This window comes from Aurantimonas marianensis (assembly GCF_024195285.1).
In the GTDB taxonomy this organism is placed as follows: Bacteria; Pseudomonadota; Alphaproteobacteria; order Rhizobiales; family Rhizobiaceae; genus Aurantimonas; species Aurantimonas marianensis.
Genome location: NZ_JALHBS010000035.1, coordinates 62,417 through 78,821, shown reverse-complemented (window position 1 = coordinate 78,821; position 16,405 = coordinate 62,417). Strand labels below are relative to the sequence as shown.

The following is a 16,405-nucleotide window of genomic DNA, read 5'->3' as shown; positions in this document are numbered from 1 at the left end:
GGCGATGATCGCTTCCAGCCGTGAGCGCGGCATGCGGGAGGTAACCGGTCCCCACCTTCCTCGTTCCGCGCCAGGTACCGTCCTTGTCGGGCGGTACGCCCGATATAAGGCTATGGGATGCCGATGTCAGGTGCGGGGCGCCGACCGCGGGATCGGCAGGCGCGACAGAGGGCCATGGCCGGGGATGGAGTCGGGTGGGAGCAAGGCGTGCCGCGGGTTCGCCGGCCCCTCGATGCGCGGCATGGCGACAGGCCGGGACGCCTCCACGGAACGCGACGACGCGAGCGACAAGGCCCGGCCAACCGCGCCCGTGACGATCGCGTCCGGATAGGGGGAGGACGATGAAACCGCCGAATTCCCGGAGGCGGGAGCGCTGTGTTGCTCGGTCTCGATGAAATTGTAGGCGAGGGCGATTCCGTCTCCGATCCGCTCGCCGGCGAACCGGGCGAGATCGCCACCGGCATCGCACGCGGCCGGCGCCCGGCCGCAAAAGTTCGACAGATCGGCGATCGCCGCCTGGGCGCCGGCAAAGGTGGAAAAGACGTCAATCTGGCTTTGGCGAGTCTCGTCGCCCTGGCCGTCGCCTGGAAGAAGCATCGCGACGATGCCGAGAAAGAACGCTGATTTCATAACGAACCGGATCATCGATTTGCCTCTAAACGCTTGCCGGTAAGCCGGATCCCTCGTCCCGGTCGGTTGCGTTTTCTGGAGGCATAATGCCGACGGTGGCCAAAGGCTGCGTTGAAACTGCAAGACATCTTTGATTCAAATCTTATGAATTGCTGCTTGCGCTGCTCGTCCACAGCTTCTTTCCGGCCATGATCGCCCGGCAAGCTCGGCTCTTCGCCGCGCTGGTCGCGGTCGTGTCGCGAAGCGTTAACCATAACGGCAACATCCAGGGTCCGAATCCGCCCGCAGGCCAGTAGTTCTGGCCGCAGGCGGCGTCGAAGGCGGCATGGTTTATGGCTTCCTTAAACGGTGGTCCGCATGATCGCGATCAAGCCACTGGGGTCCGACACTTCATCATGACGGGCCGCGCGGCGAGGCGAATGCGAGTGCGTGTATGATAGAGCCGTCGAATAACGGTCGGGCAGTGGCGGCAGCGGCCGGCGCCGTGGCGCAGCTCCGCGGACGGTTGGACGAGCTCGTCGCGGCCAAGGTGCTTGGTCCAGGCGAACGCCGGCTCCAGCGGCTAGCGATCGGCGCGCTTATTGTCGCCGGTCTTCACATGGCGATCGCATCGCCGGTCCTTGCGGTGCTTCAGGCCAGCGCTCTCGCCGTTGCGACGCCGATGATCATCGCGAGCCTCACTCTGGCGGCCGCCGCCTATCTCTCCGCCACCGGTGCGCTCGACCATGTGGCCTGGCTCGTCGGCACCCTTCTTTCCATAGTGTTCGGGCTTGCCGCCCTCGCGGTGGAAGCGCCGCTCGCGGCATGGCTTCTGGTGCTGGCAATCGCGCCGGGGGAAGCGACCATCGCGGGACGGCGCAAACTGGCTCTTGGCCTCGCCGGTTCGGCGGCGGCCGTTGCCGGAGTGGCGGTGTTCCTTGCGGGGCATGCGCCGACGAACCAGCCCGCGGACATCGCCTCGGTGGTACTCCTCCTGGCCTATGTCGCGACGGTGGCCCGCAGGAGCGCGAAACGCCCGGCACGGGAGGAGCGTCCGGCCGGGGAATCGGGGCATCGGATGGCCGATGCCGCCGAGCTATTCGGCGCGGCGATGCTGAGCCTCGACGTCGAGGGGAGGATCGTCTTCGCCTCGAAGGGCGCGCGCATCCTGTTTTCGGAAAAGGGTGGCGATCTCGAGGGCCAGCAGCTCCTCGACAGCGTGCTGGTCGCCGATCGTATCGCCTTCTTGAAGGCGATGGCCGACGCCAAGTCGGACGGCCACGGCTCTCGCGTCGAAGCGCGGCTCCTGCGTCCGGACGGGCGATATGTGCCGGCCGTCATGCGGTTGCTTGTCGCCACGGCGGCTGAAGACCCGGCGGCTCTGGTCCACATCGCGGTGACGCGCGCCGTCGAAGAAGGCACGGTGGACCAGGGTCTGCAGGCGGCGCTCGATGCCGCGCAGCAGTCCTCCGCCGCCAAGAGCCAATTCCTGGCAGCCGTCAGTCACGAGCTTCGCACCCCACTCAATGCCATCATCGGTTTCTCGGACATTCTGGATCAGGAGTTCTTCGGCGGATTCGAGAGCGAACGGCAAAAGGAATATGTCGGTCTCATCCGCCAATCGGGCCAGCATCTGCTGTCGGTCGTGAACTCGCTGCTCGACGTTTCCAAGATCGAGGCCGGTCGATACGAACTGGCGCCGGAACCGTTTTCGCTGGACGAAGCGGTGAACACTGCCGCCGGTGTCGTGCGCGAGGAAGCGCGGCGCAAGGACTTGCGGCTGGACGTGCGCTCGAGCTGCCAGGGGGAGACGATCGTCGCCGACCGGCGCGCCTGCCACCAGATACTCCTGAACCTCTTGTCGAACGCGGTGAAGTTCACCGATTCGGGCGTCATCACGCTCGAAAGCCAAATCGATACCGGAGCGATCGAGCTTTCGGTGAGCGACACCGGCATCGGAATCGCCGAAGCCGATATCGAAAGGCTTGGACGGCCCTTCACCCAGCTGTCTTCCGGGCCGGCACGTCGCTATCAAGGGACGGGGCTCGGACTTTCCCTGGTGAAAGGGCTGGCGGAATTGCACGGTGGTTCGATGACCATTCGCAGTCAGCCCGGGATCGGCACCATGGTGACGGTGCGGCTGCCGACCGACTGCACCCGACGAACGGACGAGTCACAGACTCTCAAGGAAAATATCGTAGCACTCAGTGATGCCCGCACAAAAACGACACCTCAACCGAAAATCCACGCGACGCGCCGCACGGCCTAGCCTCGGCGGGCGTGTTCTAGCGCTTGGAAAGAAAGGCGTAATGGCGAGCGCCGCCGGCATGTGGCGACGTCCGGCGCTTTCTGTCGGGCTAACGGCCTTCGGCGTGTTGTTCGCCGGAATGGCTGGCAATGCGATCTACGGCCAGGCCGGCCCGCATCCCAACCCGATGCTGGCGACGCGGGGCGATGGCGAGAGTGCCGAGCGCCCGCATTTGGCGAACACGCAGGGGCTGATGCCGGTCCCGCTCGTTCGGGAAGTTCAGGCCGGACTTGCCGCGATCGGTCATTACCGCGCGCCGGTCGATGGCAAGCCCGGCCCCGCGACCGAAGCGGCGATCCGCGACTTTCAAAAGACGCATGGGCTGACAACTGACGGCGCGGCAACACCGCTGCTTCTCGCCCAGATCAGACAGGCTGCGGCGGAAGCCCCCAACCCTTCGCGGCGACCGGACGAATTCGCCAGCCTCGACGAGCGGATGGGTGGCGGCTCCGGTGGTGGTTCGGCGGAAATTCCCGAGGGACTGGCTGAATCCGGCCTTGCCGCGCTCGACCAGGAGGAACTCGTACGCCGGATCCAGGCCGGCCTGACGGCGGCGCAGGTCGCCGAACTCTCGTCGGACGGGATTCCCGGCGAGCGGACACGGGCCGCCATCCGCACCTTCGAGGCGTTGGAGGGCCTGGAGATCACCGGTTCGCCGGACGCGCGGATTCTCGAGCGTCTAATCGAGATAGGCGCAGTCGATTGAGATCGGTGCCATAGCGATGCGCATCACCAGCGAACTCTTCGTCGCACAACTCATTCGCCGCCTGTTCGCCGCCGGTGGGTTTGCCGTCGTAGCCCGCAAGGGGGCGGATGCTGCCGGCGCGATCTACGTGGTGACCCGGAACCGCGGCGGGGAGATCCAGCTCTTCGGACCGGCCGTGCAAAGCCTCGGCGACGACAGCGGCACCCGGCAGTTCATGTTGGAGCCTGTGAACGACGAGGCCGGGCTGGAAGCGCGGTTCGCGCGTGAGGCCAGATTCGACCCGGATTTCTGGGTGGTCGAAATCGAAACGGACGACGCGCCAAGCTTTCTCCAGATCGTCGAAGGCTGATCCCTATCGAGGGCCGGCCTGTCACTGCCGGCGAACTGATCAACGCGAAACACGCCCGGAAGCGCGTCAGCCCCTCCTGCAACCGTGAAACGTCAGCGTTTGGCGCCGAATTGCTCGTTTCGCGACGGCAGCGCGCGACGGCGGCCGAAGGCCGGGCGAGGGGCCAAGGCTTCGATCCTCGGTTCAAGGTCCGCATACTGGCGCTGGTGGGCGGCACGAGTGCGAGCGGGGGGCGCGGAGGAAAGTCCGAAGCGGCCACGACACGCATCGACGTCGAGGCCGCGATAGGCTGACTTCATCGCGGTGAAGGCCGCGATGTCCAGGCCGACCCTCGGTTTCAGCAACATGATGATCGTCAAGGCGTCGGCGGGGCCCACGCCAATCGCCTTCAAAGCCGCGGCAAGGATCTCGCCGGTCGGATCGTCGATGATCTCCCGCATGCGGGAATCGGGAACTTTCAGCATGGTCGCGAGGCCGTCATAGGCCAGATGCTGGCAGCCGGTCCGGGCCATTTCGACGATGCCGCCGATCGTGGCCGGAGCGCCAGCCACAGGCTCGGCGAGATGCTTCCCGGGTTCCGCCAGGCGAAGCAGCGCGGCGCGTGCCTCGCTGACGTTGGCCGGCTCGGCCGTATTTGGCCTCGGCGTATCGCTCTCGATGGTTCCGAGAGCCTTCGCCGGCGCCTCCTTCGTCCCATCAGAGGGGGGCATCATGGGGGCGGGGTTGGCGGTCGGAGCGGCAGCATCGGCGGAGTGCCGACCCGTCGTTTCGCCGGATTCTCGCCGACGGTCCAGGATTCGTTGCAGCTTCGCGCTCGACTTTCCCGCGAGCACGGCGATGTCGTCCGCTGTCAGGCAGGGACTTGCCACTAAGAAGGGTGCCGCGACGTCGACCGGCGCCGCGAGGAGCTGTTCGACAATGGTTCGCGGTACACGCGGCGACTGGGACAACGCCGCCGCGAGGGCGCGTTTGGTCCTGGTGTCGATCTTGTCCCAAGCCGGGCTAACAAGCCGACCGAACTCGTGCGCCTGTCGCTCGCTCGGGTTGCGACGGGCCGCGAAGCTGGCGACGGCGGCAGTCACGATCGTGTCGAAACCGCCTTGGCCGGCCTCCTTTTCGAGCGATCGAAAAATGCTCGGCACGACGTCCTTCATGGGACTCCTGGATTGGTTGATCAGCGGTTTCCTCGCCGCGAAGAATTACGCAAGATTTCTTAGCAAGCTGTTAACCCTCCTGAGGTCTGCTCATGCAGGGAGGCCGGCGAACAAGGCGCCGGTTCGCCGGTGCAGCCGGCCGGCCAGAAGGGGAAGCGGACCGTGACAGTCGTTCTGAAATTTGTGCCCCGTAGCCCGGCCCGGGCGCGTCGGCGGAACGAAATCCGCACGCGTGAATCGAAGGGCGAGATCATCCTGCTGCCATGTATTCGTCGCGAACCGCTCGACGCGGCGAGACACCGCCACGACCGGCATGTCACGGGACCGAGATAGAAGAAATCGACGTGACGATCGCTTCAGGAGCGCCGGCCAGGACTGTCCGGCTCAGCTGTCGCGATTGTCCGGACGGCTCGCCACCGCCGGTTCGACCGGTTCGCATTGCAGTGAGTTGACGAAGGCTCTTGCGGAGGGACGCTTGCTTTCCTCATCGACCAGGACGCGGATGGTCATGTATCCTTCGCTTATATCGAGCTCTACCGGGATCGCGGTCTCCTCGGGGTCCGGGCCGAGATTTGCGTTGAACTCCACGATCTGTTCCCTGCTGCCGACGAGAAGATTGAACACGCCATCAACGGCCGACCGGTCGTTGATGCTGTAGAGGGTGTCACCGCGCCTGTCGTAGATCGAGGCCGACCAGAACGGGCTATCGTCATAGTTGGCAAGGATGCGGACCGGCCCTTTCGCGACCGAGAAGCGGCAACTCGCGGTCACGAAGGCGGGGTCGACAAAGGCGAAATCCTGCCGATCGGACCCCAGCGCGGGCGCGATCGCGTCCGTTCCGGCGCTGCGCAGGGGCTCGACACCGACGATCTGGTACATCGGGCCAAGGTTGGAAAAGCGTGCCCAGGCATTGTTCCCGGCCACAAGAGGCATGGCGAATATCACGGCAATGTGGACGATGACGGCGCCCACCAGACCGATCACAATGGCCAGAAGCAGCTTACCCATCGAAGCAGGTCTCCAACTCGATATCGGGTAATGACAGGCTGTCGACGCCGCTGGACGCGCTGGCGGGTGTATCATACAGCGCCAGCGCAAGGACGAGCGGTCCCCGGCCGGAGGTTGCAAGCCAGTTGCCAGCCCTGGCCATAGGGCCGATCGCGACCGCGAACGAATTGTCCTCGGCCCGCATCAGATTGTGGGATGTCAGCCATCCGGCCCTGCCGGCACCGGGCTGGATCAGGCGGCCTTCCGGCGTATACGGAGCCAGCGTCCAGATTCGAGTCGGCGGAGTATGCCCGGCGATCCGATATTGGCACTGGCGGCGCAGCGGCGCATCCGAGCTGTCACGGTCAGCCGTGAACAAGATACCTTCGCCGATGCCCAGCGTCAGACTACCCAGGCGCGCCAGCCGCGCCTTGGCGTAGGGATCGGCATCGGGAGAGCCGGCGAATGGATTGGCGGTCCAGGGGCCTACGGCGACGGTCCCGATCTCCGCCGATTCCTCAAGCGTCAGATGCGCGGACCATCCGCCGAGGCCAAGCGCGATCGCAAGGGAAATCAGGACGAGGAGAGTGAAACGCATAAGCCGATCATCCGGTCCGACAGGTAGGCTACGGGCGGCTTACTGCTGCGCCGGCGTCGCATCGGCCGCCGATCGCGCCGATGCGAGTTGCTCCGGCTCAAGCGGTGGCAAGGTTTCGAGCCGCTCGGCGATATCCGCCAGGACATCTTCCGTGGCTTTCCTCAGTGTCTGTGGGCCCTGGGCCGGCGGTGCTTCGCCGTCGATCGCGGCAACCTCGCGTTCTTCTTCCGGGAAGGGATTGTCGATGAACGGGATCGGCTTCAGTTCGATGTTCTGGTGCGCCGCCTCCATGAAGCGTTGCCAGGTCATTGCGGGTAGCGAGCCTCCCGTCAAATTATTGGTCGGATTGAAGCTGTCGTTGCCGAACCAGACGGCGGCGCTGAAATTGCCCGTGTAGCCGACGAACCAGCCGTCCCGATAACTCTGCGTCGTGCCGGTCTTGCCGCCCACACGGGTCATCGAAAGCTGTGCGCGCCGCGCCGTGCCGCTCTCGGTGACGCCGACCAGCATTTCGTTCATTGCCTTGGTCGCTTCCTCGCTGAGGACACGGCGGCGCGGCGGCAGATTTCTGCGGACGTCCCAAAGCGTCTTCCCGGACGCATCCATAAGCTGCGTGATCGCATGCCTGCGGGTTTCCATGCCGCCATTGACGAAGACCCCATAGGCTGTGGCCTGGTCGAGGACGGTCACTTCGCTCGTCCCGAGCGCCATGGTCTTGTCGCCGCGCAGAGGAGATTCAACACCCATGGCCTTCGCCGTCGCGGTCACGGTGTCCATGCCGACTTGCTGGCTGAGCTTGACGGCCGGCACGTTCAGTGAGCGGGCGAGGGCATTGGCCAGCGTAACCCGGCCGGAGAAGGACCGGCCGTAATTCTGCGGCGACCAATTGCCGATCGTGACGGGGCTGTCGACGATCGTGTCGTCCGGCTTCATGCCGGCTTGCATAGCCGCGGCGTAGATAAAGACCTTGAACGAAGAACCCGGCTGCCTGAGCGCTCTCGTGGCGCGGTTGAACTGCGAGATGCCGTAGTCCCTTCCGCCGACCAGAGCGCGCACGCCGCCATCGTCGCCGAGCACCACCATCGCGGCTTCCTCGACGGCGTATTTCGTACCAAGCTGCCGCAGATGGTATTCGACCGCCTCATCCGCGAGTTGCTGAAGACGCAGGTCGATCGTGGCGCGGGCGACGAAATTGCGCTGCTTCAGGCCGCTGTCGCGGGCGATTTGCTGGACCTCCTCGAAAGCATAATCGAGGAAGTAGTCGGGCGACTGCGTCACCGAACGATCGACGGCGACGGCGGGCTGCCGGCGCGCCGCCACGACCTGACCCTCGGTGACGAAATTGGCCTGGACCATATTGGTCAGGACCTCGTTGGCACGGGCGCGAGCCGCCGGCAGATTGATGTGCGGAGCGTATTTGGCGGGCGCCTTGAAGAGGCCCGCAAGCATCGCCGCCTCGGCCATCGACACGTCGCGGATGTTCTTGTCGAAATAGAATTCCGCCGCCGCCGCGGCACCGAAGCTGCCGCCGCCCATGTAGGCGCGGTCAAGATACATCGCGAGGATCTCGCGCTTGCTCAGATTGGCTTCCAGCCACAGGGAAATGAACGCTTCCTTGATCTTGCGATCGAGGGTCCGCTCATTCGACAAAAACAGGTTCTTGGCGAGCTGCTGGGTGAGGGTGGAGCCGCCCTGCACAACGCCTCCGGCGCGGGCGTTTTCCGTCATGGCGCGTCCGAGCCCGAACAGATCGATCCCCCAATGCTCGAAAAAGCGCCGATCTTCCGTCGCCAGAACCGCCTTGACGAACGTATCGGGCAACTCGTCGATCGGTGCCGCCGCAGACCTGAGCACGCCGCGCCGCCCGATTTCATCCCCGTGACGGTCGAGGAACAGGACCGAGAAATCGGTCTCCTGCGGCAGTCCCCTGGCCGTGACCTTCATCGCCGGTTGTGCGAGCGCCAGAAGGAGGACGAAGCCCGCCAGGCCCAACGTCATGCCTTCTCCGGCGACCTCGAAGACGAATCGGTTGAAGCCGCGTGCCCGAAACTTGCGAGAGGCGATCGTGACGGTTTCCCACCACGCCGCAAAGGCGCGGAAAAACCGCCACAGGCTGGAATCGATCCACGCGTCGATCTCGATCAATCGCGACGGCTGCCGACGCCGGGGAGTTCTTTTCGAGGAATTCTGCAACTTCAACCTGTCACTGTCGGCGGGAGCCGGCGGTCCGTCGCAGCGACAACGAAGCGTCTCGCCCGCGAAGCCACGGTTCCCCACATCCCTTTAGAAAACCCTGTTGTTCCCATATACGTTGAGCGCATGAAAAAGTCGCGAGAAAGGTTAGACATTTCGCCCATGCGTGATTTCGGCAACAAGCCATTTTGGCGTGAGAAGCCGCTTGAGGCGATGAGTTCGCAGGAGTGGGAATCGCTGTGCGACGGCTGCGGACGCTGCTGCCTGAACAAGCTGGAAGACTGGGATAGCGGCGAGATCGCGTGGACGAATGTGGGCTGTCAGCTGCTCGACGGGCACGCATGTCGGTGTCGCGACTACGAGAACCGGCAGGCCACCGTGCCCGACTGCGTCGCGCTCGATGCGGCAAAAGTGCGCGAGCTGACCTGGCTGCCTCCGACCTGCGCCTATCGCCTGGTGGGAGAGGGGCGCGATCTTTACTGGTGGCATCATCTGATATCCGGCGATCGAGAGACGGTGCATGAGGCGGGCATATCGGTGCGCGACCGCACCGTGAGCGAAGTCGGAATGGAACTGGAGGACTACGAAGCGTACGTGGCGGCGTGGCCCGGGGAAAACCCGATGGACGACGCGGCCTGAGCAGGTTCGTGCGGAAATGTGAAAATATTCCTTGACACCGTCACGGTGCTTTGGTAGCGTTCCTATACAGTCGAGAAATTGCGGGCGGCGGGGTATTCACCCCAGCCGCTTTTTCTATGCGAGAATCCTCCTTTATCGAGAGGGATTTCGTGCTCTACCGACAGGAGATCAGACATGGTGAAGCTGCCATCGGATCGCCTCCTGGCTCTGCTGACGCGTGAAATCGATGTCTTCGAAATCGCGATAAAGGAAAACAAACCTGTTAAAGCGACATCTGACCGGTCCAGGGCCCGGCGGCCGAAGGCCGGCACGGGCACGAGTACCGGCGCCGGCGCCGGCACGGGAACGGACAGAGCGCAGGAATTCGCGACGGCCAAGGAACGCCTGGATATTCTGGTCCAGATGACCCGCACACTGGAAAAGCTACTGGAACTGCGGCGGCTCGAAATGCTCGCCGCCCAGGGCGGCGCCGAGGACGAGGCCGAGACGGCCCGGCTCCGCGAGGAGCTGTTGAACCGGTTGCGCAGCCTGGATGCGCGGCGGCGGGCGGGGCCGGCATTGTTCGACGCCGCGACGGGCGCGTTCGCCGGCGACGCGGCCGTTCAGATAGGGGAGGCGCGGGACGCCGACGAACAGGCCGGCGTCCCGCCAGGGTCCGGATGACGGACGCCGCGGCGCATGAAGCGGATACAAACGGCCCGCAAGACGACGCCCGACCTTTGTCGGCTTGCGAATTCTGGAAACGGGCGGGCGATACGCTCGAGCAAACTCCGGCATCCGCGATCCGGGCCGCAATGCCGGTGTGGCCGTCCTATGCAAGGCCCGCCCAATTGCCGCCGCCCGGCGCGTGGCGGCAATGGCTGCTGATCGGCGGCCGCGGATCGGGCAAGACCAGGGCTGGCGCGGAGTGGGTGCGGGCGATGGCGGCGGGCGACGCGCCATTCGCCAGCCGGCCACACGGCCGGATCGCGTTGATCGCCGAAACGCTTGGCGATGCGCGTGAGGTGATGGTCGACGGGGAAAGTGGCCTCATGGCTGTCTCGACTGGGCCGAGACCGGGTTTCGAGGTGAGCCGGCGCCGGCTGGTCTTCGCGAATGGCGCGATCGCGCAGATCTTTTCGTCCGAGGACCCGGACGCGCTGCGCGGCTACCAATTCGACGCGGCCTGGGGCGACGAGTTCGCCAAATGGGCCCATGGGGAGGCCTGTTTCGACAATCTGCAGTTCGGGTTACGCCTTGGCGAGCAGCCACGGGCACTGTTCACGACGACGCCGCGGCCGATCCCGCTCTTGAAGCGGCTGATCGCCGATCCGGCGACGGTGACGAGCCACATGCGAACGGCGGAGAATGTCCGCAATCTCGCGCCTGGCTTCCTGGCCGCGATGGAGACCCGCTATGGCGGCTCCCGGCTCGGGCGGCAGGAACTGGAAGGCCTGATGATCGACGCGCGGGAGGACGCGCTGTTCGATCTGGAAGCGATCGAGCGCGCGCGGGTCAGGGCGGCGCCGGAATTGCGGCGTATCGTGGTGGCGATCGACCCGCCGGCGACGGCGACGGCGCGCTCCGATGCCTGTGGCATCGTCGCGGCCGGGAGTTCCGCCGACGGCACCGTCTACGTCCTCGCGGATGCCTCGCGGCGAGGGTCCAAGCCGCATGAGTGGGCGAGAGCGGCGGTGGCGCTTTACGAGCGGCTGGCGGCCGACCGGATCATCGCCGAGGTCAATCAGGGCGGCGACATGGTCGAGGCGGTGATCCGGACCTGCGCACCGCATGTGCCGTTCCGGGCCGTGCGGGCAAGCCGCGGCAAATGGGTGCGGGCGGAGCCGGTGGCGGCGCTTTACGAACAGGGCCGCGTGCGCCATGCGGGACGGTTTCCCGAGCTCGAGGATGAGATGGCCGATTTCGGCCCCGATGGCCTGACCGGCGGCCGCTCGCCCGACCGGCTCGACGCGCTGGTCTGGGCGGTAACGGCCCTGATGGGAACGACGCGGGAACCGCGGGTTCGTGGCTTCTAAAGCATCGAACGGCCGCCGAAGACGACAATCTGGAGACATCGATGGGACTGATGACGACGATCGCCGGCTGGCTCGGCGGTGCTGAGACGCGCGCGCCCGTGGGTGGGAATGCCACGGGACGAGAAAGCAAGGGCGCCGGCTATGCCGGCGGCGCGCTGGTGTTCACGGGCGCCGCCGACCCCGGCGCCTGGAACGAACCGTCCTATGAGGCGCTGGCGCGGTTCGGTTTCATGCAAAACCCGATCGTCTACCGTTCGGTGCGACTGATCGCGGAGACCGCGGCGGCCATTCCCTTCGTTCTTCATGACGGTCCCAATGAGGTCGTCCGGCATCCGATCCTCGATCTGATGCGCAGGCCGAACAGCGGGACGGATGGGCCGAGCCTCGTCGAGACGTTGTGCGGCCATCTGCTTCTGTCAGGCAACGCCTATCTCGAGGCGGCCAACTTCGAGAGCGAGGTCAAAGCGCTGTACTCGCTGCGCCCGGATCGGATGCGGATCATCGAAGGACGCGACGGATGGCCGGTCGGCTACGAGTACAGGGCCGGCCATTCGGTCCGCCGCATCGCCGCAGACGGCAGCGACGGCCGGCCAAGCACGCTCCTGCATGTGCGCCTGTTCCATCCTTTGGCGGAGATGGCCGGCTATTCGCCGCTCGCGGCAGCGCAGACGGCGCTCGACCTGCACAATGCGGCATCGCGCTGGAACAAGGCGCTGCTGGACAATTCCGCGCGCCCATCCGGGGCGCTGGTCTACCAGCCGGCCGACGGCGGCAATCTCGCGCCGGAGCAATTCGACCGCCTCAAGGCTGAGCTCGAAAGCGGCTATGCCGGATCAGCGCGCGCCGGGCGTCCGATGCTGCTCGAAGGAGGGCTGGACTGGAAGGCGATGGCGCTATCGCCGAAGGACATGGACTTCATCGAGGCCCGCAACGGCGCGGCGCGCGACATCGCGCTTGCCTTCGGCGTGCCGCCGATGCTGCTCGGCATACCGGGCGATCTGACCTACGCGAACTATGCCGAAGCGAACCGTGCCTTTTTCCGGCTGACCGTGCTGCCCCTGATCAGCCGGTTGAGCGGAGCGATCGGCGATTGGCTCGGCGGCCATTTCGCGGCGCCCGAACTTCGGCTCGGCGTGGATCTCGACCAGGTGGACGGCCTGAGCGCCGAGCGTGAGGCGCTCTGGGCGCGGGTCGGCGCGGCGGACTTCCTGTCGCGTTCGGAAAAGCGCGTGGCGGTCGGCTACGGCGTCGAGGAGTAAACCGGGGATCAACGCCAGAAAAGAGCGGCAACCAATCGGTTCCGCTCCAAGACCTTGTTTCACCACGATATTTCAGGGTGACCGAACGATGCAGCCATCTTATGCGATTGTCAGGACGAAGCCTTGTGGCGGCGCTCGCGGCGCAAGGCGGCTGCGATGAGCGCCGAGCCGCTGTCGGCCCTGGCGCTTTGGGTCGCAAAGATCGCCGGCGCCGTCGCCGGGTCAGCCATCTCGGTGGCCTATTTGTTGCCGCGGGGGCGGCGCGAGGCGGCGTCGCGGTTTCTCATAGGGATTGTGACCGGTGTGGTCTTCGGCCCGCCGGCCGGCCTGGTGCTCGCCGAGCATCTGGGGCTCAACGCGACCTTGAGCTCGATGGAGCTCGCGCTGATGGGGTCGGCCTCGGCCAGCCTTTGCGCCTGGTGGGCGCTCGGCATTCTCGCGCGCCTCGCGGAGGGGCTGTTCAGCGTCGGTGACAAGGCGCCTTGGAGGAACCGATGAGCTCCGGACCTTCGGCGTTCGACTTCGCCAGGCCCGACGCCTCCGGCCGCTTGCGGGGCTACGCCGCGATCTTCGGCGACGCCGACCTTGCGGGCGACGTCATCGAGCCCGGCGCCTTCACGGCATCCGTGGTGACGCGCGGCGCGTCCGGCATTCGCATGCTCTGGCAGCATGATCCCGCCCGCCCTGTCGGCACCTGGACGCTGATCCGCCAAGACCGGACGGGGCTCTATGTCGAAGGCCGGCTCGCGCTTGGCACGCAGGCCGGCCATGAGGCTGCCGAGCTGATCGCGGCCGGGGCGCTGGATGGGCTGTCGATCGGCTTCAAGACCAAGCTGGCGCGTCGGGCGGTCGGACCGATCCGAAGACGCCTCGTCACGATCGATCTGTGGGAGATCTCGCTGGTGACCTTTCCGATGCAGGAACGGGCGCGGCTCATCGGCCGGGCCGGTCTCGCCCGCCGCCGGGACGAGCGGCTGCCGGCATCAGGCTATCCCCGCCAGAAACGGCGGGCCGTCCCGGCCTGAGCGCCGACCGCGACGCAATAGTCCGCTGACCATCCATCCCAAGCAGAACGGAGAACCGCATGAGCGACATTTCCAACGCCGCGCCGGAGACGAAGGCGCACGGCCCCGAGGCCGGTTCGGCTTTCCATGACTTCATGGAGGCTTTCGAGAGCTTCCGGGAAGCCAATGACGAGCGTCTCGGCGATATCGAGAAGCGCATGAGCGCCGACGTCATCACCGAGGAAAAGGTCGATCGCATCAACAAAGCGCTCGAAGAGCAGGAGCGGCGCTTCGAGCGGCTGGTGCTGAAGGAGACCCGCCCCGCGCTCGGCGGTTCGGAGCGTCGGCAGAACGCCGGTCCGAGCGAGCACAAGCAGGCTTTCGAGCGCTATGTCCGCGCCGGCGACGAACGTGACATGCGCCGGATCGAGGAAAAGGCGATGTCGAGCCTGACCGGGGCGGACGGCGGCTTCCTCGTGCCCGACGAGACGGAAGCCGAGATCGGCCGGCGCCTCGCGGCGATTTCACCGATCCGTTCCATCGCCACCGTTCGCACCGTCTCCGCTGCGGTCCTGAAGAAGCCCTTCGCGATATCCGGGGCGCAGACCGGCTGGGTCGGCGAGGCCGACGCCCGGCCGCAGACGACGGCGCCGCAGCTCGCCGAACTCACCTTTCCGACAATGGAACTCTACGCCATGCCGGCGGCAACGAACGCGCTGCTCGACGATGCGGCGGTCAATATCGACCGGTGGATCGGCGAGGAGGTCGAACAGGCTTTCGCGGCCCAGGAAGGCACCGCTTTCGTCAATGGCGACGGCATCGCCAAACCGAAGGGCTTCATGACCTATCCGACGGTCGATGAAAGCGCCTGGGCGTGGGGCTCGGTCGGCACCGTCGCCACCGGTGCGGCGGGCGGTTTCGCCGCGGGTACCGCCGCCGACGCGGTGCTCGATCTCGTTTATGCGCTGAAGGCCGGCTATCGGCAGAACGCCAGCTTCGTCATGAACCGGCGCACGCAGGCGGCCGTGCGCAAGCTGAAGGACGCGGACGGCAACTATCTGTGGCAGCCGCCGACCGGCGCCGGCGCGCGGGCGACGCTGATGGGCTTCCCGATGGTCGAGGCCGAGGACATGCCGGATATCGCCGCCGGAGCGAAGGCGATCGCCTTCGGCGATTTCGGCCGGTTCTATCTCGTCGTCGACCGGCAGGGGGTGAGGGTGCTGCGCGATCCTTATTCGGCCAAGCCGTATGTCCTTTTCTATACGACCAAGCGCGTTGGCGGCGGCGTCCAGGACTTCGATGCCGCGAAGTTCCTCGACTTCTCCCTCTAAGTATCCCCCGACAGCGCTGGCCGGGCAGGGCCCTTGCCCGGCCAGTCCTCTATCCGGAGACAATGATGACGACGATCGACCTAGGCGGTGGCGTCGAGCCGATGACGGCCGCCGATATCAAGATATGGGCCAGGATCGACCGTGACGACGAGGACGGTCTGATCACGGACTTGATCCGCGCCGCTCGCGAAACCATCGAGGCGGCGACCGGCCTCGTTCTGGCTCGGCGGGTTTTTCGGCTGGCGCTCGATCCGGTGCCGGGTGACAGGTGGGTCGAAGTCCGGCGCAGCCCGATCGTCGGCATAACGTCGATCACCGCCTATGAAGCGAACGGCACGCCAAGGATATTCGATCCCGGCGAGGCCGTCGTCGAGCGCGTTCTCGGGATCGAGGCGGTCCGGCTGTCGCCGGCGGTGCGGATGGCGGCGGCGAACGGGGTGGAAGTCGAGTTCGAGGCGGGCTTCGCGGTCGGTATGGTTCCCGAGAACCTGCTTCTGGCGCTGCGGACCATCGTCGCGGCGTCGTATGAACTGCGGGCCGCCGTCGATCTCTCCCAACAGCCGGCAGTCCTTCCCCCGCTGGCCCGGTCGCTGCTTGCTCCATATCGCAGGGTCCGGATCTGATGGCGCCGCTGTTTCTCGACCCGGCGCTGCTGCGCAAGCGCGCGGTGCTGGAAGCCGCCGATCTCACGCCCGATGGCGCGGGCGGGGCGTCGGCCACATGGCGGGAGCTGCGCGAGCTTTCGGTGCATGTCGAGCCGGTCTCGGTGGTCGCTCGCGAGCGCTTCGACCGGCACGAGGCGGTAGTGACCCATCGGGTGATCTGCCGCTGGACAACCGACGTCGAGCGCGGCCGCGCATTCCGCCTGGGCCCGCGCCGCCTTGCCATTCTTTCGGTGCATGATCCGGACGAGACCGGGCGCTTTCTCGTGTGCCGCTGCGAGGAGCAACGCTGATGCGCATCAAGGTGCGGCTCGCGCGTTTCCGGCTCGGCACGGCGGCTTCCCGCGTGTCCGCCGCGGCGCTGGACAAGGGGCGGCGGTCGCGGGACGCGCCGTTGCGGCAGTCGCTGCCTTCGACATCGCGAATCCTTAACGTTCCCGAGGCATGGTCGATGTTACACGCCGAAGTGTTCGGCAAAACGCGAAGCACGGGAACGCTGACCAAGAAGGCGCGTTCATGACTCACGATGACGTTACGAAGATTTAAATCAAAGGGTCACGAGCGCCCCTGACAGGAAGGTGCTACACTCCA

18 protein-coding genes are annotated in these 16,405 nt (G+C 66.0%); 13 read left to right on the top strand and 5 right to left on the bottom strand.

What is annotated here, in order from left to right; all coding sequences use genetic code 11:
- Positions 1–126: 126 nt before the first annotated feature.
- Positions 127–645 carry a DUF5330 domain-containing protein gene (locus MJ956_RS06830; protein WP_253963728.1) on the bottom strand — a complete coding sequence of 173 codons (519 nt, stop codon included), beginning with the start codon at positions 643–645 and terminating at the stop codon, positions 127–129.
- 469 nt (positions 646–1,114) lie between these two features.
- Between MJ956_RS06830 and MJ956_RS06825 the strand changes: the two genes are divergently transcribed.
- Genes MJ956_RS06825 through MJ956_RS06815 form a run of 3 tightly spaced genes read left to right on the top strand, consistent with a single transcriptional unit; the run spans position 1,115 to position 3,972 of the window.
- Positions 1,115–2,878 carry a PAS domain-containing sensor histidine kinase gene (locus MJ956_RS06825; RefSeq protein ID WP_253963727.1) on the top strand — a complete coding sequence of 588 codons (1,764 nt, stop codon included), beginning with the start codon at positions 1,115–1,117 and terminating at the stop codon, positions 2,876–2,878.
- A gap of 40 nt (positions 2,879–2,918) precedes the next feature.
- Positions 2,919–3,623 (top strand): peptidoglycan-binding domain-containing protein, encoded by a 705-nt coding sequence (locus tag MJ956_RS06820; RefSeq protein WP_253963726.1) that lies wholly within the window; start codon positions 2,919–2,921, stop codon positions 3,621–3,623.
- Positions 3,624–3,639: 16 nt separating this feature from the next.
- A complete protein-coding gene (locus MJ956_RS06815; protein ID WP_253963725.1) occupies positions 3,640–3,972 on the top strand; it encodes a DUF1491 family protein in 333 nt (110 codons plus the stop codon).
- 92 nt (positions 3,973–4,064) lie between these two features.
- On the opposite strand, the gene MJ956_RS06810 is transcribed toward MJ956_RS06815, so the two are convergent.
- The 4 genes from MJ956_RS06810 to MJ956_RS06795 form a co-directional block, all read right to left on the bottom strand.
- Positions 4,065–5,126 carry a hypothetical protein gene (locus MJ956_RS06810; RefSeq protein ID WP_253963724.1) on the bottom strand — a complete coding sequence of 354 codons (1,062 nt, stop codon included), beginning with the start codon at positions 5,124–5,126 and terminating at the stop codon, positions 4,065–4,067.
- Positions 5,127–5,510: 384 nt separating this feature from the next.
- On the bottom strand, positions 5,511–6,134 hold the full coding sequence (locus MJ956_RS06805; protein ID WP_253963723.1) for a DUF1254 domain-containing protein: 624 nt from the start codon (positions 6,132–6,134) through the stop codon (positions 5,511–5,513).
- Positions 6,127–6,711 (bottom strand): DUF1214 domain-containing protein, encoded by a 585-nt coding sequence (locus MJ956_RS06800; protein ID WP_253963722.1) that lies wholly within the window; start codon positions 6,709–6,711, stop codon positions 6,127–6,129. The genes MJ956_RS06805 and MJ956_RS06800 overlap by 8 nt, the downstream gene beginning before the upstream one ends.
- A gap of 39 nt (positions 6,712–6,750) precedes the next feature.
- Positions 6,751–8,904 (bottom strand): transglycosylase domain-containing protein, encoded by a 2,154-nt coding sequence (locus MJ956_RS06795; protein ID WP_253963721.1) that lies wholly within the window; start codon positions 8,902–8,904, stop codon positions 6,751–6,753.
- 162 nt (positions 8,905–9,066) lie between these two features.
- Here MJ956_RS06795 and MJ956_RS06790 point away from each other — a divergent pair, with 162 nt between their 5' ends.
- From MJ956_RS06790 to MJ956_RS06745, 10 genes are all read left to right on the top strand, one after another.
- Entirely contained in the window at positions 9,067–9,543 is a 477-nt protein-coding gene (locus MJ956_RS06790; protein WP_253963720.1) for a YcgN family cysteine cluster protein, read from the top strand.
- Between the two features lie 174 nt (positions 9,544–9,717).
- On the top strand, positions 9,718–10,206 hold the full coding sequence (locus MJ956_RS06785; protein ID WP_253963719.1) for a hypothetical protein: 489 nt from the start codon (positions 9,718–9,720) through the stop codon (positions 10,204–10,206).
- A 131-nt stretch (positions 10,207–10,337) separates the two neighbouring features.
- Positions 10,338–11,558 (top strand): DNA-packaging protein, encoded by a 1,221-nt coding sequence (locus MJ956_RS06780; protein WP_253963718.1) that lies wholly within the window; start codon positions 10,338–10,340, stop codon positions 11,556–11,558.
- 50 nt (positions 11,559–11,608) lie between these two features.
- A complete protein-coding gene (locus MJ956_RS06775) occupies positions 11,609–12,817 on the top strand; it encodes a phage portal protein (RefSeq protein WP_423724810.1) in 1,209 nt (402 codons plus the stop codon).
- Between the two features lie 156 nt (positions 12,818–12,973).
- Positions 12,974–13,315 carry a DUF6107 family protein gene (locus MJ956_RS06770; RefSeq protein ID WP_206454858.1) on the top strand — a complete coding sequence of 114 codons (342 nt, stop codon included), beginning with the start codon at positions 12,974–12,976 and terminating at the stop codon, positions 13,313–13,315.
- Positions 13,312–13,842, top strand: coding sequence for an HK97 family phage prohead protease (locus MJ956_RS06765; RefSeq protein WP_253963716.1), 531 nt, complete (start codon positions 13,312–13,314; stop codon positions 13,840–13,842). The genes MJ956_RS06770 and MJ956_RS06765 overlap by 4 nt, the downstream gene beginning before the upstream one ends.
- Before the next feature lie 59 nt (positions 13,843–13,901).
- The gene (locus MJ956_RS06760; RefSeq protein ID WP_253963715.1) at positions 13,902–15,152 is read left to right on the top strand and encodes a phage major capsid protein; all 1,251 of its coding nucleotides are present in this window, start codon (positions 13,902–13,904) and stop codon (positions 15,150–15,152) included.
- A gap of 65 nt (positions 15,153–15,217) precedes the next feature.
- On the top strand, positions 15,218–15,775 hold the full coding sequence (locus MJ956_RS06755; protein ID WP_253963714.1) for a head-tail connector protein: 558 nt from the start codon (positions 15,218–15,220) through the stop codon (positions 15,773–15,775).
- Positions 15,775–16,107 (top strand): phage head closure protein, encoded by a 333-nt coding sequence (locus MJ956_RS06750; RefSeq protein ID WP_206454862.1) that lies wholly within the window; start codon positions 15,775–15,777, stop codon positions 16,105–16,107. Before MJ956_RS06755 ends, MJ956_RS06750 begins: the two co-directional genes overlap by 1 nt.
- Positions 16,107–16,334 carry a hypothetical protein gene (locus MJ956_RS06745; protein WP_253963713.1) on the top strand — a complete coding sequence of 76 codons (228 nt, stop codon included), beginning with the start codon at positions 16,107–16,109 and terminating at the stop codon, positions 16,332–16,334. The genes MJ956_RS06750 and MJ956_RS06745 overlap by 1 nt, the downstream gene beginning before the upstream one ends.
- The last annotated feature ends 71 nt before the right edge of the window (positions 16,335–16,405 follow it).